This is a genomic window from Flavobacterium erciyesense (assembly GCF_018069925.1).
Taxonomy (GTDB): domain Bacteria; phylum Bacteroidota; class Bacteroidia; order Flavobacteriales; family Flavobacteriaceae; genus Flavobacterium; species Flavobacterium erciyesense.
Window position 1 is genome coordinate 1 of record NZ_JAGPXB010000016.1, and the last position, 20,923, is coordinate 20,923.

15 protein-coding genes and 1 other RNA gene are annotated in these 20,923 nt (G+C 35.5%); 7 read left to right on the forward strand and 9 right to left on the reverse strand.

What is annotated here, in order from left to right; translation table 11 throughout:
* Positions 1-2,294 (reverse strand): MBG domain-containing protein (locus KBJ98_RS13450; RefSeq protein ID WP_210791387.1); only part of this gene is annotated, 2,294 nt, incomplete at its 3' end.
* A 557-nt stretch (positions 2,295-2,851) separates the two neighbouring features.
* Between KBJ98_RS13450 and KBJ98_RS13455 the strand changes: the two genes are divergently transcribed.
* The 3 genes from KBJ98_RS13455 (at position 2,852) to KBJ98_RS13465 (ending at position 6,387) form a co-directional block, all read left to right on the forward strand.
* Positions 2,852-3,337, forward strand: coding sequence for a SixA phosphatase family protein (locus KBJ98_RS13455; RefSeq protein WP_210791388.1), 486 nt, complete (start codon positions 2,852-2,854; stop codon positions 3,335-3,337).
* The gene (gene ppk1 / locus KBJ98_RS13460; protein WP_210791389.1) at positions 3,334-5,427 is read left to right on the forward strand and encodes a polyphosphate kinase 1; all 2,094 of its coding nucleotides are present in this window, start codon (positions 3,334-3,336) and stop codon (positions 5,425-5,427) included. Before KBJ98_RS13455 ends, ppk1 begins: the two co-directional genes overlap by 4 nt.
* A 69-nt stretch (positions 5,428-5,496) precedes the next feature.
* Positions 5,497-6,387 carry a Ppx/GppA phosphatase family protein gene (locus KBJ98_RS13465; RefSeq protein ID WP_210791391.1) on the forward strand — a complete coding sequence of 297 codons (891 nt, stop codon included), beginning with the start codon at positions 5,497-5,499 and terminating at the stop codon, positions 6,385-6,387.
* Between the two features lies 1 nt (position 6,388).
* Here the strand turns inward: KBJ98_RS13465 and KBJ98_RS13470 are convergent, their stop codons facing one another.
* Positions 6,389-6,916, reverse strand: a complete 528-nt coding sequence (locus KBJ98_RS13470) for a DNA polymerase III subunit gamma/tau (protein ID WP_225899143.1) — start codon at positions 6,914-6,916, stop codon at positions 6,389-6,391.
* Between the two features lie 128 nt (positions 6,917-7,044).
* Positions 7,045-8,130 (reverse strand): DNA polymerase III subunit gamma/tau, encoded by a 1,086-nt coding sequence (gene dnaX / locus KBJ98_RS13475; RefSeq protein ID WP_210791393.1) that lies wholly within the window; start codon positions 8,128-8,130, stop codon positions 7,045-7,047.
* A 418-nt stretch (positions 8,131-8,548) separates the two neighbouring features.
* Here dnaX and rnpB point away from each other — a divergent pair.
* An RNA gene (rnpB, locus tag KBJ98_RS13480) (RNase P RNA component class A) lies at positions 8,549-8,868 on the forward strand.
* A 10-nt stretch (positions 8,869-8,878) separates the two neighbouring features.
* Here the strand turns inward: rnpB and KBJ98_RS13485 are convergent.
* The 3 genes from KBJ98_RS13485 to KBJ98_RS13495 form a co-directional block, all read right to left on the reverse strand.
* Positions 8,879-10,663: a chloride channel protein gene (locus KBJ98_RS13485; protein WP_210791395.1), complete on the reverse strand. Its 1,785-nt coding sequence runs from the start codon at positions 10,661-10,663 to the stop codon at positions 8,879-8,881.
* 95 nt (positions 10,664-10,758) lie between these two features.
* Positions 10,759-12,459: a gamma-glutamyltransferase gene (gene ggt / locus KBJ98_RS13490; RefSeq protein ID WP_210791397.1), complete on the reverse strand. Its 1,701-nt coding sequence runs from the start codon at positions 12,457-12,459 to the stop codon at positions 10,759-10,761.
* A gap of 34 nt (positions 12,460-12,493) precedes the next feature.
* Positions 12,494-13,084 carry an acyl carrier protein phosphodiesterase gene (locus tag KBJ98_RS13495; protein WP_210791399.1) on the reverse strand — a complete coding sequence of 197 codons (591 nt, stop codon included), beginning with the start codon at positions 13,082-13,084 and terminating at the stop codon, positions 12,494-12,496.
* 117 nt (positions 13,085-13,201) lie between these two features.
* Between KBJ98_RS13495 and glmM the strand changes: the two genes are divergently transcribed.
* A complete protein-coding gene (glmM, locus tag KBJ98_RS13500) occupies positions 13,202-14,590 on the forward strand; it encodes a phosphoglucosamine mutase (RefSeq protein WP_210791401.1) in 1,389 nt (462 codons plus the stop codon).
* 82 nt (positions 14,591-14,672) lie between these two features.
* Here glmM and KBJ98_RS13505 read toward each other — a convergent pair whose 3' ends face one another.
* From KBJ98_RS13505 to KBJ98_RS13515, 3 genes are all read right to left on the reverse strand, one after another.
* The gene (locus tag KBJ98_RS13505; protein ID WP_210791403.1) at positions 14,673-17,204 is read right to left on the reverse strand and encodes a TonB-dependent receptor plug domain-containing protein; all 2,532 of its coding nucleotides are present in this window, start codon (positions 17,202-17,204) and stop codon (positions 14,673-14,675) included.
* Entirely contained in the window at positions 17,191-18,105 is a 915-nt protein-coding gene (locus KBJ98_RS13510) for a FecR family protein (protein WP_210791405.1), read from the reverse strand. Before KBJ98_RS13510 ends, KBJ98_RS13505 begins: the two co-directional genes overlap by 14 nt.
* Positions 18,106-18,166: 61 nt before the next feature.
* Complete coding sequence (locus KBJ98_RS13515) at positions 18,167-18,682, reverse strand: RNA polymerase sigma factor (protein ID WP_210791407.1); 516 nt, start codon at positions 18,680-18,682, stop codon at positions 18,167-18,169.
* Between the two features lie 247 nt (positions 18,683-18,929).
* On the opposite strand from KBJ98_RS13515, the gene KBJ98_RS13520 reads away from it, so the two are divergent.
* On the forward strand, positions 18,930-19,973 hold the full coding sequence (locus KBJ98_RS13520; RefSeq protein WP_210791410.1) for a hypothetical protein: 1,044 nt from the start codon (positions 18,930-18,932) through the stop codon (positions 19,971-19,973).
* An 89-nt stretch (positions 19,974-20,062) separates the two neighbouring features.
* Positions 20,063-20,836, forward strand: a complete 774-nt coding sequence (locus KBJ98_RS13525; protein ID WP_210791411.1) for a membrane metalloprotease — start codon at positions 20,063-20,065, stop codon at positions 20,834-20,836.
* Positions 20,837-20,923: the final 87 nt, after the last annotated feature.

The window sequence follows — 20,923 nt, forward strand, 5'->3', positions numbered from 1 at the left end:
ACGTCACCGTATACTTTAGTTTTATCAGCAGCTACTACAGTTGCAGTTTTAGGGGTAACAGTAAGATTTGCATCTGTTTTAGAAACAGTATAATTAGGATTGCTACCTAAAGTTACTGCGATTGGATAAGTTCCAACATTTGAAGTAGTCGTTGCAGTGGTTGCTAGGGTATAGTTAATAGTATCTCCATTGATAGCACCAGTAACAGTTGCAGTCAAAGCTGGATTAACGTCACCGTATACTTTCGTTTTATCACCAGCTACGACAGTTGCAGTCTTAGGAGTAACAGTAAGAGTCGCTTCGCTTGAAGTTACTTGGTTACAATTTCCTGTTCCGGTCAGTATTACTCTATACAGGTATGAATTCATACTAACAGTTGCATTATTAACTGTAAGGGTTGAAGTTGTTGCGTTACTATAAATAGAATTGTTTGTGATATTACTAAAACCAGATCCAGTATTTACTTGCCATTGGAAAGCTGTGGCATTGGAACTTGAAACGGCAAATGAAGTACTACTTCCGTAGACAATAGATTTTGAAGTCGGTTGTGAAGTAATAATTGTTTTCGGGTGAACGATTACAGATATCGGAGATTTTGGACCAAAACATGAATTACGTTGCTCGGCAACATAATAAGTGAACTGCCCGGCCGAACTAGTACTTGGTGTAATGCTGGATTGAGCAGTGCCTGTTAACGAACTAAAATAAAATAATGTTCCTCCAGCTGAACTTGCATTAGCGCTTAAAGGTTGCGCTATAGCATCCTGGCAGTATTCGTAGTTTGTTGCAATTGGTTGTCCTGGTAAAGGAGTGATTGTTAAAGTGACTGCAGTTCTAGTCAAACTAGAGCAAGTTCCGTTTGATGCTTGCGCGTAATAAGTTTTAGTTCCAACACCAACTTGCGTTGGAGCATTAACTACATTTCCAGCAGTTGCTGCATCGTACCAAGTTATGGTTCCACCTGTTGCAGTTGCAGTTAACGTTTGAGTGGTACTACCATCACTACAAACAGTTTGATTTCCTCCAGAAACTGGAGCATTAGGAGTTGCAGGTTGACTATTAATTGTTACAGAAGTAGCACTTGATATACAGCCAGTAGATGATTTAGCTGTAACAAAATAAGTACCTGCTGGAATATTTGTAAAAATCCCACTTGTGTTTTGATAATTCGTTCCGTTAATGCTATACGTTAATCCATTTCCTGTTGGAGAAGAAACAGTTATTGATCCTGTTGCTACTGCACAAGTAGGCTGAGAGGTTACAGATGCAATTGGTTTTTCGGGTGTATATGTTATTGTTATGGTAGCCTCATTCGACACTAATGGTGTACTGTCGCTAATTGTATATCTAATAGGTGTTGGGTCTCCTTTAAAAGTCGTTAATGGAGTAAAAGTTACCACGCCAGTATTGTTTACAGACCAGTTACCTTGATTGGTTACAGATAATGTTGTCTGTCTACCCACAGCAGTTGGGTTTAAATCAACTGAATTTGTATTTAAATTTCTGTTTGCATCTACATCATTTGCTGTAACGTCAATACTTACTGGTCCGTAAGTATTACACAATTTATTATCATTATTTGCAGTTGGAGCTGTTGGTACAGAAAACGTAACTTCTCCGAAACTTATGGAACTTTGTCTATTACTTGATTGAGTACTATTTCCTAATCTAAAAGTTACAGAATTAACATTACCATAATTAATAGCAGCAATATATCTAGTGTTTGTTATGCTTATCGGGTCTACAGAATTAGATGGTCCTTGAATTCTTGTAAATTGATCAATTAAATTTGGAAGAATAGTAAGGAAACTGTTTAATTCTAGAATTATTAATTCGTTGGAAGGTCGCAGCACATCGAAAAATTCATTTCCATCTAAATCTAACGCTTCAAAGGTAAATGAACTTAAATCAATTTTAAGTTCTTGAGGCGTGCCGTAAGTTCCCGCTTTGTAAAAATCAAAAGTGAATTGAACATAACCATTTGACCTTTTTGTAGTAATAACAGGTTGAAATCGATCTCTCAAACTTCCACTACCATTGTTGGGGTTATCAATGTCCACAATTGTGGCATCTTTAATACTTACAACAGATAAAATAGCATCAACATCTGTACCGTTCACATTGGTTACGTTTGTATAACGGTACTTAGCTCCAGCCGTTTTATCTATTCCCGAGTATAATGTGGGATCAGTAAATCTCGGAGTTTGACTATAACTAGAAAGGGAGATAAAAAAGAATATAAAGAATATAAATCCCTGAATTAATTTTAATTTTTTGTGAGTAATTTTGCTCATGTGTTTCTTTTATTTTGAGAAAAAACAGCTTTTATTAGTGCAGCTTTTTATTTGTTTAATGTATTGATTATTTTGTCTACTAAAACAACAAAACAGTAATTAAATCTCACCTTAATTTTTCTAAAAATTAAAGGATAATAATTATGTTTTTTATAACTTTATTTTGGCTTTATGTGTCTTTTAATCAGATGTTTATATATAAAATAATTTTAATTTTTGCTTGCTTATTTAATTGTTATCAACTTGACTTTTACGCAAGTATCTATTAACACTTTGCTAAATTATATGTTAAAATTGTATTACCATTATTTTTCCTTTTAAAAACTTAAATAACCGTTGAATTACATTATACAAGTACTTCTACGTATGTTTTGATTTAAGTCAGCATTTGAGTGCTTATTGCTAATTTTGTAAGTAAATTATAATAATTCATGATTTTGTGCTGCTAATTATTGATTTCCTTTTATGTTACTTTTTGTAAAAAATATTTGTTTGTAAAAGTGTTTTATTTCGAGTAACTTTCAACGTTAATAAATTAAAGTTTTTAATAAAAGTTTATGAAAGAACTTATTTTGATTCGCCATGCCAAATCTAGTTGGGAAGTTCCTGTGAAAGATATTGATCGAGGTCTAACTTGTCAAGGAATTAAAGACGCTCATTCTATTGCGCTTCATGTAAAGGATTTATTGCCAAAATCCTACTCAATTTGGTGCAGTGAGGCTAAGAGAACATCAAGCACCGCATTAATTTTTGCTCAAAATGTTGGCTTTCCTCTTGAAAGTATCAATTACAAGTACGACCTTTATACTTTTGAATGCAAGCAGCTGGAAAAAGTTATAAAAAGTTGCCCAAATGCTATTGATAATTTAATCATTTTCGGACATAATAATGCCTTAACTGATTTTGTAAATAAATTTGGATCTGTACCTGTAGCTAATGTATCAACTGCAGGTTTTGTAGCTATACAATTTGAAAGCGATGATTGGAATTTTAATAAAAAAGGTATAACAAAAACAGTACTATCTCCCAAAGATTTAAAATGAATAAAGCAGTTACATACAAATATATTGATCGTGAAAAAAGTTGGTTGGCATTTAATGCTCGCGTATTACAGGAGGCGGGGGATTCATCGGTCCCTTTACTAGATCGACTTCGATTTTTAGGTATATTTTCGAATAATTTAGACGAATTTTTTAGAGTTCGTTTTGCCGCAATCAGACGTTTGAGTTTAACTGGAATCACTGGTGAAAAGTATCTTGGTGGGATCTCCGCGCAACAATTAGTGAAGGATATCACTGAAATTGTAATTCAGCAACAATCCGAAAGTTTGCGAATTCTGAATATCATCGAAAGTGAATTGGAAACTAAAAACATTTTCATCATCACTGAGGCTGATATCAATGCCGAGCAAGAACTTTTTTTGAAAGATTTTTTTATCCAAAAAGTCAGCCCTGAGTTGGTTACAATTATCCTTAACGATCTGGCTGAGTTCCCTGTTTTAAAAGATACCTCAGGCTACTTGGCTGTTAAATTAGTGATGAATCATACTGCCGAAGTGCGTTACGCAGTAATCGAAATACCCACTACTATAAATCGTTTTGTCGTATTGCCTACGGTCAATGAAAAACAATATATTATTTTGCTTGATGATGTGATCCGTCATAATCTCAGCAACATTTTTAATATTTTCGACTACGAAAGTGTTTCTGCACACATGATAAAAATTACTAGAGATGCTCAATTAGATATCGATAGTGATTTAAGTAAGAGTATGATTGAAAAAATCACACTTAGTGTCAAAGACCGACGTATTGGTGAGCCGGTTCGGTTTATATACGATCAATTGATTGAGCCAGACACTTTGAACTTCTTTTTGGATAAAATGAAAATCGTTTCTACCGATAGTATTATTCCCGGAGGAAGGTATCATAATAGGAGAGATTATATGAATTTTCCAAATTTAGGTAGACACGATTTGTTGTATCAAACTAATGATCCGTTGCCAATTCCTGGTCTGAGTTTAGAAGGAAGTATGCTCGAAAAAATTAGCGAACGCGACTACTTGCTTCATGCTCCTTACCAATCATTTTCATACTTGACTAAGTTTTTGCGCGAAGCGGCTTTAGACCCAAAAGTTATTTCTATTAAAATTACTTTATACCGTTTAGCAAAGAATTCGCAAATTATTAGTTCGTTGATCAATGCTGCGAAAAATGGTAAGAAAGTTACTGTTCAAATAGAATTGCAAGCCCGATTTGATGAGGCTTCGAATATTTCGTATGCAGAACAAATGCAACTCGAAGGTATTGAACTTATTTTTGGTATCAAAGGCCTGAAAGTACACAGTAAAATATGTGTTATTGAACGAGTAGAAAATCTCAAAATCAAACGTTACGGATTTATTTCGACGGGTAACTTTAATGAGTCAACAGCTAAGATATATACCGATGTAACTCTTTTTACAAGTCACCAACAAATTCTAAAAGACATCATGCGTATTTTTGAGTTTTTTGACATCAATTATCGTGTGCATCGCTACAAGCATTTGATCGTTTCCCCGCATTACACAAGAACACGATTTATTAAACTGATTGATCGTGAAATTACACACGCCTTAGCTGGAAGAAAAACGCATATTAAGCTTAAAATGAATAGTTTATCTGATTTAGAGATGATCGATAAATTGTACGAAGCGAGTAGAGCAGGTGTAAAAATTCAGCTTGAAATTCGAGGTATTTGTTCGTTGATTCCGGGTATTGCAGGTATGAGTGAAAATATCGAAGCTATCAGTATTGTTGATAATTATTTGGAGCATTCTAGAGTGTATATTTTTGGTAATGCAGGGCAAACAGAAGTTTTCATTTCTTCGGCTGATTTTATGACTCGAAATTTAGATGGCCGTGTAGAAGTTACATGTCCTATTTACGATCAAAATATTAAAAATGAATTGATTGCTAATTTTGATATCGCTTGGAAAGGAAATGTAAAAGCCCGTTTTCACTCCTATAAATTAGATAACAAATACCGAGCGCGCAATCATAATCCTATTTTTAGAGCACAATTAGAAACGTACAAATATTACCAAAAAAAATTAGATGAACTTGCTCATAACGAAGAATTGGCACAAAATTAGCGAGTCTTTTTTGTATTCGATTTTTATGAAAAAAACAGTGTAATTGCAAAGAAATAACAGCAGTAAAAAATGATTAAAATTAAAAAGTATGCAGCAATAGATATTGGCTCAAATGCCATGCGATTGCTGATTGCAAACATTGTAGAGCAAGACGGTAAAGAGCCACAATTTAATAAAAGTTCCCTGGTACGTGTGCCCATTCGTTTGGGGCAGGATGCCTTTACAGTAGGTGAAATTTCACCTGAAAATATTGACCGCATGTGCGATGCTATGAAAGCATTTAACTTGCTTATGAAAGTGCATAAAGTAGAGCGTTATATGGCTTTTGCAACCTCTGCCATGCGCGAAGCTTACAATGCCAAAGAGGTGGTGGCAATCATTAAGAAAAAGGCCGATATTAAAATAGAAATTATTGATGGAAAAAAGGAAGCGGCAATTATTGCTTCAACAGATTTGCATCATTTGCTAAAAACAGATCAAACCTATTTGTTTGTTGATGTAGGCGGTGGAAGTACCGAATTTACGCTGTTTTCGAATGGTAAAATGATTAATTCGAGATCGTTCAAAGCAGGAACGGTGCGCTTGTTAAATAATATGGTTTGCGATGTAGTTTGGGACGAAATTGAAAAATGGATCAAAACCAACACGCAAGATTACGAAGAGGTAACTTTAATTGGTTCCGGTGGAAACATCAATAAGTTATTTAAAATGTCTGGAAAGCCACAAGAAAAGCCACTTTCATATATTTACATCAACTCTCAATATGCATTTTTGAACTCCTTGTCGTATGATCAAAGAGTTGCGGAATTAGGCTTGAATCCGGATCGCGCTGATGTAATTATTCCGGCCACTCGAATTTATCTGAATGCTATGAAATGGAGTGGTGCCCGACAGATTTATGTGCCAAAAATTGGCCTTTCTGACGGAATTGTAAAAGCTATGTACTTTGGTAAAATATAAATTAAGCATCTAAATCCAATCCGAATGTTGTGCGTAAAAGCTCAATGTTTGGATTGATTTCTAAAAAGCGGTTGTAGCGATCTTGATCTGTAAAACTGCGTTTGTGTTCTATAGTTTCATTTACGATCACCTCAATAGTAATATCGTGATTGTGTAAATGACCACGCAAATAACCCAATAATCCAATCAATTCTCTTTCAAAATCTAACTTTGAACCCTCATTAGGAAGTTCAATAGTAATAGCGGTTCCGTTCAGTTTTGGATCGTTGATCAATAGGAGCGACTCCATAATTTTGAAACCTTTTTCTCCTAAGCGTTGTGCATATTTGTTCCAATACACCAGCATTTCAGTCTCTGTAAAAGGTTCTGTAGGTAAGTGCAATACTTCTTTTACAATGCCTTTGGTGCTTTCCTCTAGTGCTTTTTTAGCTCTAATACTGGCAAGTGAAAATGCAGATACTTTTCCTTCTGTGGGTCCAGATGCTGCGGGTGCTTCAATAGGATTTGGCTTTGCTTCAACGGGTGCCAATGGTTTTGGTTGTTCAACTGTTGTTGTTTTAGTTATGTTTTCTACTTCGGCTGTTGTAGCAGTAGCAGTTGTCTTAGAACTATTATCAACAATAGAATAATCCGATTTACGGAAATGTGTGGGCGGGATTATAAATTGCTCAACTTTTTTTTTTCTCCATCAAAAGTGATAGAGGCCAATTGCATTAAACAAAGTTCGACTAAGAGTCGCTGGTTTTGACTGACTTTGTATTTTAAATCACAATCGTTTGCAATTTCAATTCCTTGTAGTAGAAAATCTTGACTGCATTTTTGTGATTGCGTTGCATACATTTGCTGTGTTGCTTCACCAACTTCTAAAAGAGTTAAAGTAGCAGGATTTTTTGATACCAATAAATCTCTAAAATGTGTAGCCAAGCCCGATACAAAATGATGTGCATCAAAACCTTTGGCCAAAATTTCATTAAAGGCGATTAATAGGTGTGGAATTTTATTTTCCAGAATCAAATCGGTGACATTGATGTAGGTTTCGTAATCTAAAACATTTAAGTTTTCGGTTACTGCTTGTCGTGTTAAGTTTTTACCACAAAACGACACGACGCGATCAAATATAGATAGTGCATCACGCATGGCTCCATCAGCCTTTTGCGCAATGATATGCAGTGCATCATCTTCAAAAACTACACCTTGACTAGTTGCTACTTCGGCTAAGTGCTCTTTGGCGTCTTTTACGGTAATACGTTTGAAGTCGAATATTTGACAACGAGAAAGTATCGTTGGGATGATTTTGTGTTTTTCGGTCGTGGCCAAAATAAAAATGGCGTGCTTCGGCGGTTCTTCTAATGTTTTCAAGAAAGCATTAAAGGCGGCCGATGATAGCATGTGCACCTCATCAATAATATATACTTTGTATTGACCTGTTTGAGGTGGGATTCTAACTTGGTCAATTAAATTACGAATGTCGTCAACAGAGTTGTTTGAGGCGGCATCAAGTTCAAAAACGTTGAAAGCAAAATCCTCATTTGGGTCATCATAACCGGGTTGATTGATTTTGCGAGCTAAGATTCTAGCACAAGTGGTTTTTCCAACTCCACGTGGTCCTGTAAACAATAGGGCGGAAGCCAAGTGATTGCTTTCTATGGCGTTCAATAAAGTATTGGTAATGGCTTTTTGCCCTACAACATCTTTAAATGTTTGTGGGCGGTATTTACGTGCCGATACTACAAATTGCTCCATAAAAATCTTAATTTTGGATAGCAAATATAGGCTTTAATTTGTTGCTTTAAAAATTTAAGGATTGAAAGATTTTAGAATTTTAGGCGTGTAACTTAACGATGGATAGACTTAGCCCAGATAGTAGTGAAAATCCTTATGCGCCAATCCCGACACCTCGGAATGGCGAATAAGATTGTAGCGGATAGCTGGACATCGAAGATTCAGCGGAGCTAAATAGCTCCTAATAAATAGTATTTCAAAGGAATGAAAAATTAGTTTGAACGACTTTTTTTAATTGTATTGTTTCACATTTTTAGAGGTTATTAGCTCGAATTGAAAACATGTGCGTTTTTAAATGATTTGATATCAGTTGCTTGCTTAGTTAGGGGATAAAGTAGCTTTGTGCTGAATAAAAGTCGATTTAATAGTGTAAATTTGCCCCGCAGACCGCCTTATCGTCGTCCCGATTTATCGGGAGGGAGGAAAGTCCGGACACCACAGAGAAGCATAGCGGGTAACACCCGTCGGTTCGCCTTGGCGAATTAGGACAAGTGCAACAGAAAGTATGTACAGGTAATGCTGTAGTGAAACCAGGTAAACTCTATGCGGTGAAATATCAAGTATATCAGCATTTAAGGGCTTCTCGTTCGTTGCTGAAGGGTAGATAGCTTGAGTCCAAAAGTAATTTTGGATCTAGATAAATGATAAGGGTTTCGAGTAATCGAGATACAGAATCCGGCTTATAGGTCTGCTTTTTTTCTACAATTAGTTATTCTATTGTCATCGATTTTAGCTTGCTTCTGTAAGCTTCTAAAGCAACTGATTTAGAGATGAATCCGTAATATTTATCGTTTTTTAACACGGGTAAAAAGGCCTTATTAGCGCTTTCAAACTTGTTCATAACCACTCCCATAGAATCTTCGGGTGAAATTACTGCAGTTGGGGCTGTCATCACTTCGTTTACCAAAGTGTATTTTACGCGGTAATTGTTAAAAATAATTTCTCGAATGTCATTGAAATGCACAATTCCGAGTAGGTTTTGTTCTGCGTCTACCACTGCAAAGATCACTTGGTTAGAGTGCGAAATTAAGTCGACTAAACGCTCTAAATTTTCGTTTGCAGTTACAGTTAAAAAATCAGTTTGTATGATTGCGCTTGTTTCAAGAGTCGAAAGTACGTTCGTGTCTTTGTTGCTGGTAAAAGCGTGTCCTTTTTTGACTAAATTTTTCACATCCATTGAGTGTTTTTCAAAACGTTTGGAGATAGCAAAACTGATCGAAGCTACAATCATAAGCGGAATCATCAAGTTATAACCACCCGTAATTTCAGCAATAAGGAAAATGGCTGTGAGTGGCGCATGAAACAAACCACTTAAAATTCCAGCCATTCCTACCAAGGTGAAATTGCTCACAGGTAGTTTTGTCAACCCGATAAGGTTGATCAGTTTTGAAAAGAAAAAACCAACATACGATCCTAAAAATAGTGAGGGCGCAAAATTACCCCCGTTTCCGCCGCTACCAAGAGTGATTCCTGAAGCAAATACTTTGATCATCATAGTTGCACCCACAAAAAGAAGTAAAACCCAATTGTTGTCTCTGAAACCTTCAAACAAGGTGTTTTCTAATAGTTTGCCCGGATCGCTTTCGGATAAAGTTTTAATACTTTCGTAACCTTCGCCAAAAAGTGTCGGAAAAATAAAAATTAATATGGCTAAAATAGAGGCGCCAAAAAGAGCTTTTTTGTAAGGAGTTAGTTTTAATCGAGAAAAGAAATGTTCGACGCGTTGAAAATTACGAGAATAATAAACTGATACAAAACCAGTAAACATGCCTAGTAAAACGTAGTAAATGATGTTGTGGTAATCAAAATCTTCTTGACGCTTGAACGAGAGCAGAATTTCTTCATTTAAGGCAATAACCGATACCAAAGCACCTGTTGCGGCTGCGATCATGATAGGCGTGAAGGCAGCAATGCTTACATCGACCAATAATACTTCGATAGCAAATAAAACACCAGCAATTGGCGCGTTAAACGCAGCTGCAATTCCGGCAGCAACTCCGCAGCCAATCAGCAAAGTGCGATCTTTATAACTGAGTTTGTATTTTTGGGCATAATTAGACCCGAATGCGGCTCCGGTAATTACAATCGGACTTTCTAAACCAGCTGATCCTCCTAAGCCTACGGTTAACGAACTAGTAACAATTTGGGCATACATTTGTTTTTTGGGAATGATGCTCGCTTTTTTAGCAACTGCATATAATATTTGAGAAGTTCCTTTTTGAATGGAACCACCTAAAACTTTTTTGACAACCAAAACGGTGAGTAAAATTCCAATTATAGGTAGAATACTATTTAAAAATCCGAGTTTCAAAATACCACTGACATAGGTTGCAAATGAAAAAACGCCATGAGCAAATGTTTTCAAAACAATTACAGCAAATGCCGCCGAAATACCCACCAAAACTGCCGACATAAAAATGAACTGTTTCGGACTAAGTAATGATTGAGCAATGGCAATGATGGCCTCTAGTTTTGATAGAATTTTTTTGAACATATTGTAATTTATAGGAAGGCTACAAAGCTACTATTATTTTACGCTTCGGCATATTTTTAGTTGTTTTTTGCTCAGGAATTAGCAATCTGTTTTAATTAATATCCAACTGCTTTGTTGTCACCTCTTTTGTCGGCACCGCCTTCTAATTTTCCGTTGGGTAAAACTAAAATTGCATCAACTGCTCCTATGATTTCTTTGTCTTTTTCGTTGGTTGTATAACCTTTTGCTTGTAATTTTTTCAAAGTTTCTTTTGGGAAGGAGTTGGGTTCAAAAGTTATTAAGTCCGGCAACCATTGATGGTGAAATCGAGCTGCATTCACCGCTTCTTGCATGCTTAAATTAAATTCGTAAACGTTTAAAATAGTTTGCAAAACTGAGGTGATAATGGTAGAACCGCCGGGAGTTCCTACTACCATATAAAGTTTTTTATCTTTTTCGATAATGGTGGGTGTCATTGAGCTGAGCATTCTTTTTTCAGGAGCAATACTGTTGGCTTTGCTACCTGTTAAACCATATAAATTGGGTACACCAGGTTTAGAGCTAAAATCATCCATTTGATTGTTTAGGAAAAAGCCCAATTCATCACAATAAATTTTGGAGCCATAATTGTCATTTAAAGTAGTTGTAGCTGCGACTGCATTCCCAAAGGAATCAACGATGGAGTAGTGGGTTGTTTGGTCGCTTTCGTAGCCTACGATTTCTCCCTGAGCCACATCGGCTGATTTGGTCGCTTTGTCGAAAGTGAAGCTTTTCATGCGGTTTTTTAAATAAGAATCATCCAATAATTGCGCTGTCGGAATGGATACAAAATCGGGATCGCCCAAATAAAAATTTCGATCGGCATACGCACGACGTTCCGCTTCAGTAATGAGTTGAATGCTTTTTGTACTGTTGTGTCCCATTTGCGCCAGCGGATAAGGCTCTATCATTTTCATGATTTGATTCAAACAAATTCCTCCACTGCTTGGAGGCGACATCGATGTTATTTTTAAATCTTTGTAATTAAACGTAATGGGAGTACGCCATTTTGCTTGGTATTTTTGCAGGTCGGTTGTGCTCATGATTCCGTTTTTTTTAGCGAGAAAAGCAACTAATTTTTGTCCTGTTTCGCCTGTGTAGAATTCGTCGTGACCGTTTTGAACAATCCTTTTTAAAGTAGCTGCTAAGGCTTTGTATTTGATTGTATCTTTTGCCTGATATACTTTCGAAAAAAGACTTTCTGGACCATTTACTTTTTGAAAAACAGCTCGAAAAGCAGTCAAACTTTTAGCTTGATTGGGTGTTACAACAACTCCTTTTTCGGCCAATGCGATTACAGGTTCTAAAATATCTTTTAGCGGTAAAGAACCAAATTTTTTGTGCACCTCAAAAATACCTGCAATAGTCCCAGGAACTCCTACGGCATAGGCTGTAGCAGTGCTTTTACCAGGAATAACATTTCCGTTTGCGTCTTGATACATCGTGCTGGAAGCCAACAAAGGTGCTTTTTCTCGGTAATCAATTGCGCCCGTTTCACCGTTGGCTTTTCGGTACACCATAAAGCCGCCACCACCTATATTTCCGGCTTGCGGGTGTGCTACTGCCAATGCTAATTCGGTGGCAACCATAGCATCAAAAGCGTTGCCTCCTTTTTTCATGATAGCCACACCAATTGCTGATGCTTCTTCACGAGCAGAAACAACCATTGCGTGAGCGGTTACTAATCCTGTTGGTTTTGTATTTTGCTTTTGCGCATAAAAAGCACTACTGCAGAGGAGTGCTAAAAATAGGGTTGAAATTCGAGTGGTTAGGGTCATTTTTTGGTTCGTTATAGTTTAAAAAGCTAGTTATTTATACTTCTAATTCGTTTATTTTTTGGTGTACAAATGCACGTAGATCTTCAAAAAAAAGCTCAAATTCTTTTTCAAATTCGGCATAGTGGAGTATTAATTCCTCAGTTGCAAAACGCATGTTAGATTGATTCTTCGTGCGTCGATCCATTTGCGTTAAAATATGTTTGATGCCATCAACGGTTTGGTAGCTCAGCAACCAATTTTCCTCTTCCATGATGGGTAAAATATTCTTGGTTTTGTCAGATAATAAATCGTAGTTTTTGCGTAGCGATTGGTAAAATTGATGTACAAAATCGGCTAATGGTTCAGAGGAATAGACATTCCAGTTTTTGGCTAAAAAATGATCGTACAAAACATCGACAATTACACCTGAGTAGTGATGATAGTTTTCGTGTAGTTTTTTCGTACTTTGTCTAAAAACAGGATGCGCATCGGTAAAAGAATCAATTGCTCGATGCAAAAGTATGCCGTTTTGAATGGCTTTAGGATAAGTTTCAAATTGCTTACCTCGAATACCATCAGCCATAAAATTGCCTATTTTTAGGAGCTCGTTGTTACCAGAAAGATAGATGTGTGCTAAAAAATTCATTCGCACAATTTAAGGATTTATCTGCTGATTTTAAAATCAATTTTACGTTTGTAATTCTTCAATTCCTATATTTGTAATCTTTTTTAATTTGAAATCAGAATTTAATACTCATACTAAATGACTTTAATAAAATCAATATCAGGAATTCGTGGCACAATAGGCGGTAAAGTAGGTGATAATTTAACTCCGGTTGATGCGGTGAAATTTGCATCGGCTTACGGAACATGGTTAAAAAATTATGCTGGAAAAGAAAAATTAACTGTGGTTGTAGGTCGTGATGCACGTATTTCAGGACCGATGATTCACAATTTGGTAGTGAATACGCTTATTGGTTTAGGTATTGATGTGATTGATTTGGGACTTTCGACTACGCCAACAGTAGAAGTTGCTGTTCCTTTAGAAAAAGCGGATGGTGGTATTATTTTGACTGCCTCGCACAATCCAAAACAATGGAATGCCTTGAAGTTATTGAACGAAAAAGGGGAATTTTTAAATGGCGTTGAGGGCGAAAAAATACTAACGATTGCTGATGCGGAAGCTTTCGATTTCTCGGATGTAGATCAGCTTGGAGAAGTAATCAGCAATGATGCTTACATGGATATTCATATTGATGAAGTGTTGAATTTACCTCTAGTTGATGTTGAAGCTGTTAAAGCGGCTAAATTTAAAGTTGTTGTTGACGGAGTAAATTCGTCAGGCGGAATCATTATCCCAAAATTATTGGAGTTAATGGGAGTTGAAGTAGTAGAATTGTACTGCGAACCAAACGGACACTTTCCGCACAATCCGGAACCGTTAAAAGAACATTTGACTGATATATCCGAATTGGTTGTTAAAGAAAAAGCACATTTAGGAATTGTTGTAGATCCAGATGTAGATCGTTTGGCATTTATTTGTGAAGATGGCGAAATGTTTGGCGAAGAGTACACTTTGGTGGCTTGCGCCGATTATGTTTTGAGCAAAACTCCAGGAAATACGGTTTCTAATATGTCTTCGTCTCGGGCTTTGCGTGATGTGACAAAAGCACACAACGGAAACTATGAAGCTAGTGCTGTAGGCGAAGTAAATGTGGTGGAATTAATGAAAAAGAACAATGCAATTATTGGTGGCGAAGGAAACGGTGGAATCATCTATCCAGAGCTTCATTACGGACGTGATAGCTTGGTAGGTGTAGCCTTGTTTTTGACTCATTTAGCGAACAAAAAAATGACAGTTTCGGCATTGCGTGCTTCGTATCCAGAATATTACATGAGCAAAAACAAAATTGAATTGACACCACAAATTGATGTGGATGCGATTCTTGTTGCAATGACTGAAAAGTACAAAAACGAAGATATTACAACCATTGACGGAGTGAAAATTGACTTCGCTGACAATTGGGTGCACTTACGTAAATCGAATACCGAACCAATTATTCGTATTTATACAGAAGCTTCTTCACAAGAAAAAGCAGATGCTTTGGCGTTACGTATTATTGATGAAATAAAAGTTATTGCCGGAATTTAATTCTGAATAATTTCAAAAACAAAACCCTTTCAAAGCAATTTTTGAAAGGGTTTTGTTCTTTTGAGTACTATGTAAAATGAAATTAAAAATTCACTCTAAAGCTTATATTTGGCGTTAAGCCAAGTGACTTATTGTCTACTTGAATGGCATCATTCTTGTCATTTGGATTAATTCTGTAATAACGATTGATCTCATTATCTTGATTGGTAATATTCATTACTCCGGCTGTTAAGGACGCTCTAATTGATTCCGAAAGATTAAAATTATAATTGAGAGAGGCATCTAAACGCATGAAATTATCTAAGTTTTCACTGTTTGGTGAATCATAATTTACCAAGGTATTATTTCCATTTTGAACGGTTTCATTCCCTTCGATTGGTTTTGTATACGGTTGCCCATTTCTCCAAATACCACCAACCGATATCTTTAAATTTTTACGAATATCATAATAAAAACCTAGCGATACAGAGTGTCTTATATCTACATTATTTGGAAAAGTTGAAGGGGTGAAAGTATCAAATGTATAGTCATTTGTACTAAACGTGTAACTCACCCAAACGCTATATTGACGCGCAGTTTTATTGGCTAAAAATTCTAAACCTTTGGCTGTGTAACTGCCATTTGCGGTCTCATACTGAAAACGGTTATAAAAACCCTGATTAGAAGCCGTGATACCATCAACCATTTTATAAAAAGCTGTGGCCTCGATATTTAGTTTGTTTTTATTGAATTCCACACCAAAAGAACCTTGTTTGCTTGTGGCAATTGGAATGTCTTTATCATTGACTAAAACCCAACGTCTTTTTTCAACACCTAAAAAATCATCTTCAAAATCCACGATTTGAGTAGTCGATTGATTTTTAAATTCCCCTTCTAATTTTAAAGCAAATTGATCGGATAATTTTTGACGTATGTTTATTCTTGGCTCCACCAAAAACTTTTCGAATTTTTGAAAATAATTCAAACGCAATCCAACTCGTAAATAGGTGTTATTTTTATTGTATTCTACCTCAGAAAACAAGGCATGGTTCAACAAAACATCTTTTTTGGTACTCGAGAAAAATGGAGCACTAACAGTGGTTTGATTCAACATTCCTGTTTCATTAAATTGATATCCAAACAAGAAATTTAGGTGGTCATTTTTTTTGTAATTGGTATTGATTTTAGCGCCAGTTTCTAGCACTTCATTGGCTTCTGTCAAGCGCTGATCCGTTTCTATTCTGTAATCAATAGCATCAATATTATATCTGGAGAAGTAAGTGATAAATTCTGAACTTAGTTTTGAATTCCATTGTGCTTTCCAATTCCCGCCGTAACCAATATTTCTCTGAGATAAATTACTGGTTTTAGATTGGGTTTGGGTTGTATTGATACGACGTTCCGAATAATCTAAAGCGTTATTGATGCCAATGATATTTGCTCTGAATTGATGTTTTTCGTTTAAATCAAAAAGTAACTTAGCGGTATAATCGTAAAAATAAAAATCAGATGACGTATCATGTTGGTCGCTATCTGCGTTGATTTCAGTGTCCTGAAAACTACGGTCAAAGTATTTAGCGTACGTAGGTGATTTCACTAAATCAGTAAGGGAACGACGTCCCGAAATATGAAGTTCTAATTTTTTAGTTATCGGGATTTCTAAAAAGGCATCGGCGCTAATGGAGTTAATTCCTGCACCACCAGAAAAGGTATTACTTATTGCATCTTTTGTATACATGTTTATAGTACTGGAAACGCCATCACTATACTCAGCACTTGTTCCGTTTTTACTAACGATAACTTTATTAGTTAGGTTAGGATTGTAAGGAGATATTAACCCGAAAAAATGACCAGAATGATACATTTTTATATTATCCCAAACTACTAAATTTTGATCGTTAGTTCCACCGCGAACGTTGATATTAGCAATGCTTTCGTTGGTACTTTCCACACCAGGAAGTGCTTGAACTGATTGTAGAATATCGGGTTCAATTAATCCGGGAAGGATACCAAATTTTTTTGTGTTTAAAACGGTGCTTCCATCCAAATATTTTTGTAATCCTGAAGTTAAATATATTGGAATCAAAACCTGATTCAACTCTTCATTTTTTGTTGTGAGAACAATTTCCTTGCAATTGTTTTGTGCCGAAAATAATTCGTTAGGCGAAAATTGTTTGGATTCAAAACCCACATACGAAATGGTCAGCGTTGCATGTATTGGAATATTCTGCAATTTGAATGTACCATTTCCATCTGTAATTGTGCTTCTTCCACTATTGTTTACAAAAACAGATGCGCCAACTAAACGAGATTTTTTTTCATCAGAAACAATTCCGCAAACAGATATTGTTTTGTTTAGCACTGAAATGGTAACATACCTATCGTCTAGAGCTTTAAAGTTCAAAAGCGTTTTCGAGTTTAGATAATCAATTGTTTCTTGTAAAGTAAAAGAGGTGTTTGGCCTTTCAATTGCAATATTTGCCACATCTTCAACGGCATACGAAAATTTGATATTAAATTGTTTTTCGAGGGAAAAAATCAAGGCAGTCAAAGATTTCTTTTTAGTTGAATTTTGTCCAAAACAAATACAACTACAACAAATTAACAGAAAAACTAGCCATTTATTGAACGCCATAATTATAAAATATAATGGTTTTACCCTCCGTTTTGTAACTTAATTTCAAGGGAATTGTAACTGCTTGAAGCGCAATTTTTTTGTCGGTATGAGTAAAACTTCCTGTAAAAAGTTTCGAAGTATCGACACCTTCCACTTTGATTTTAATATCGTATTGACGTTCTAATTCTGCAATGACTTGTTCTAATGGAATCTTAGAAAAGCTTGATTCTTGTTGAATCCACGAAGGATTTTGTGCATCAAAATCTGCTACATTTTCGATGGTGCCATTTATAACTCGAAATGTTTTCCCGGGAGGTAATTTGATAGTTTTATTTTTATGTGTAACACTCACCAAGCCTTCATAACAATGCACTTCAAAAAAGTTTTTACGTTCTTTTACATTAAATTGTGTTCCTAAAACCGTAACAACTCCGGCCGCGGTATTTACACTAAAAGTTTGCCCTTTCTGCACCTTGAAAAAAGCTTCTCCTTCAAGAGTTAAAGCTCTTTGGTCAGCCCATTTTTTTTCGTTAAAACTAAGTTTTGAAGCAGCGTTCAATATCACTTCAGAATTATCGGGAAGTGTGACAGACTTTGTTTGTGCTATTTGAGTTTCGTAAGAGGTAATGTTATTAAACAACAAAAAATAACTAGATGTTAGCAAAACGGCCACAACTGCAGCTACTTTGTAGAATGATTTGAAGTTTAAAGTTCTTACTTTAATTTTGTTTTTAGAATGGTTTTTGACCTTAAAAGCTTCTAAAGCAGCTTGAGCATCAACGGTTGGTGCCTGTAATTGTGATGCGTAATGAGCGATTTTTTCTAGCGTTTGTAAATCTTCTGATTGTTTTAAATCTTCGATTTCTTGGCTTGAAAGCTCATCATTGAACCATTTTAATATTTCTTTTTCGTTTTCCATTTTCTATCTCTATGTTTATAAGACAACCGACTTTTTAATTACCCTATAGTTAAATGATTAATTATATATTTTCGATTTGGGCTCTCAATAGTTGTAATGCTCCAGACATTCTTTTTTCAACGGTTTTTTGAGAAATATCGAGTAACTCAGCAATTTCTCTGTATTTTTTTCCATCTATTCGATTCAACAAAAACACTTCCCGTTGCGCATCACTTAATGATGCGATCGCGTTGGTGAGTTTAAGTTTGAATTCTTCCTCTTCGAATAAATATTCTGGACTTTGATTATTGGTATCTAAGTTAGGCGCATCTTTGGCGTACCTTAATACTACTTTTTGGTGTTTAATGTTATTCAGGAATAAATTATTAATACTAGTAAACAAATACGTTTTGACTTTACTAAAGTCAATCTTAGAACAATTTTCCCAAATCTTGGTAAACGCATCTTGTACCAGATCTAATGCAGCTTCATCATCACCACATTTGTAATAAGCAAAATTAGTTGCTGATTGCACGTGCTTTAAGTAAAAGTCTCTAAAGTGATTTTCTTCGCAAAGGTTACTTTTTTCGTCGCTCATGGAATATTAATTCATTTTTTGTAGGTTGTAAATGTAAATTATTTTTTCAAAAAGCAGTTGTGTTACTGATGATAGCTTATTTTTTAAAAATATTCGTTGTTTTAAAGTATTGATTTTTAATGTTTTGAAATTTTTTTTAATTTTTTTAAAAATTTACGTAGGGTAAAAATAAGCGTAGTTGTCTTACTAACAGAAAGGCGTTAAAAACATCGCTTGTAAATATAAAAATACCTTAAATTTGAAAATCATGAAAAAATTAAAAATTGTTTCCGGAATTGCATTGATGGCTGTCTTAGGTTTTACATCATGCCAAAGTGAAGTTGATGACGTACAAGGCGAAAATCCAAATACAAATTCAGCTAATTCAACCACAACAACTAATTTAAAACGTACTTCGATGTACGATGGTTCATTTGATGATTTCTTGGATGGAGCTTCATGCTCATCTATTGTATTGCCGGCTACTGCAAAAGTTAACGGAGTTCAGGTTTCTCTATTAAGCCAAGTAGATTATCAACAAGTACTTTCTATTTTTGGTAAATTAAATGACGATCAGGATACTGTTGTTTTGCAATTTCCTTTAAAAATTAAAACTAGTAATTACACAGAAGTAACCGTTGCCAATCAAACAGAGTACAATGCGATTCTAAATGCTTGTTCTTCTGCCGAAGCTTCTGGAAAGGATGCAATTTCATCTGTTAAGTTGAGCTTTCCTATAACAATTTTAACCTACAATCTTAGTTTTCAGCAAACGGGTAGTGTTGTCATTACATCCGAACAGCAATTATATACGTATATGACAAATATTAGCGCTTCAGAATTGTATTCAGTAAAATATCCTATTTCAGTAAAAATTGCTGATGGAACTAAAACAACTATTACAAGTGATGCAGAATTACAAGCAGCTATAAGCGCGTCATTAAAAACAGAAGAGACTATTGCTCTAGCAGCTCAAAATAGAAAAAAAGTAGAAACAATTTTAGTAAATGGTAAGTTCAAGGTAGATTCATACGTGAATGCAGGAGTTAATTCAGCAACGAATTACAAAGATTTTACAATTGATTTTGCAAATAATTTATCGGTAACTGCTGTAAATTTGGTGAACACGACTGTAAATGGTACTTATGCAGTAAGCTCGGAATTAAATGTTTTTCTAAAATTAAATTTTTCGGGTAACGCTTCGTTTGCATTATTAAACAATACATGGAAAGTAACCAGTTTTACTGCTTCGACAATTACATTACAAAGCTCAACTAATGCAGCAGTAACATTAGTATTGAAACAAATATAGCTTGATTTAAGTTGGTGGTAAACTAAGTACAGCTACCTTCAAAAAGGGTAGCTGTTTTTATATAAATAAACTTAAAAATAAATTTAGTAATGAAAAAAATATCTTTTTTAAGCCTCATAGCCTTATGTTTCTTTGTATCCTGTGCCAAAGACGAAACTGAATCAAGCGGTTCAGCTGCAGTAAATACAACAGCCAATAAACAAGTAACAGGAAGCTCAGCAAACGATTTATTATCCGATAGAAAGTTTAAAAGCCTTGTTATCGAAATAGTTTACGTAAACGGGTTTGAGCCAAGTGCTGCAGCAATAAATAATTTTGTGTCATTTATTAGCGCTCGTACCTTCAAGCCTGCAGGTATAAATGTAATCAAACGCGCTATTGCATCTCCTGGTAATGCTACTTTTACCACTCAGCAAATAGTAGCTCTTGAAGATGCAAACAGGACAAAATACAACTCAGGTACGGAGCTTACAGTTTGGGCTTTCTTCGCCGATGGAAAATCAGCACAGGATACTGCCGATGGTGTGGTATTAGGTACCGCCTACAGAAATACATCCTTTGTGATTTTTGAAAAAACCATTCACGGATTGAGCGACAGCGCTTTCGAACCCAACCGAACCCTACTAGAAACTACAGTTATTACTCATGAGTTTGGCCATATTTTAGGATTGACCAATTTTGGAACTGCCTTGCAAAGCAATCATGAAGATGCAGCGCACCCTAAACATTGCATTGAAAAAACGTGTTTGATGTACTGGTCTGCGGAAGTTGGTGGCGGTATTGGTAATATGGTTTCAAGTGGTTCAGCTCCACAATTAGATGCACAATGCATTGCTGATTTGAGAGCCAATGGTGGTAAGTAAAGTTTTTTGCTGAAGTATTTCTGGTAGATATTTAAGTTCAATCTTCATTGTATTTGTTGTCATGTACTTTACATTTCAATTGTGTTT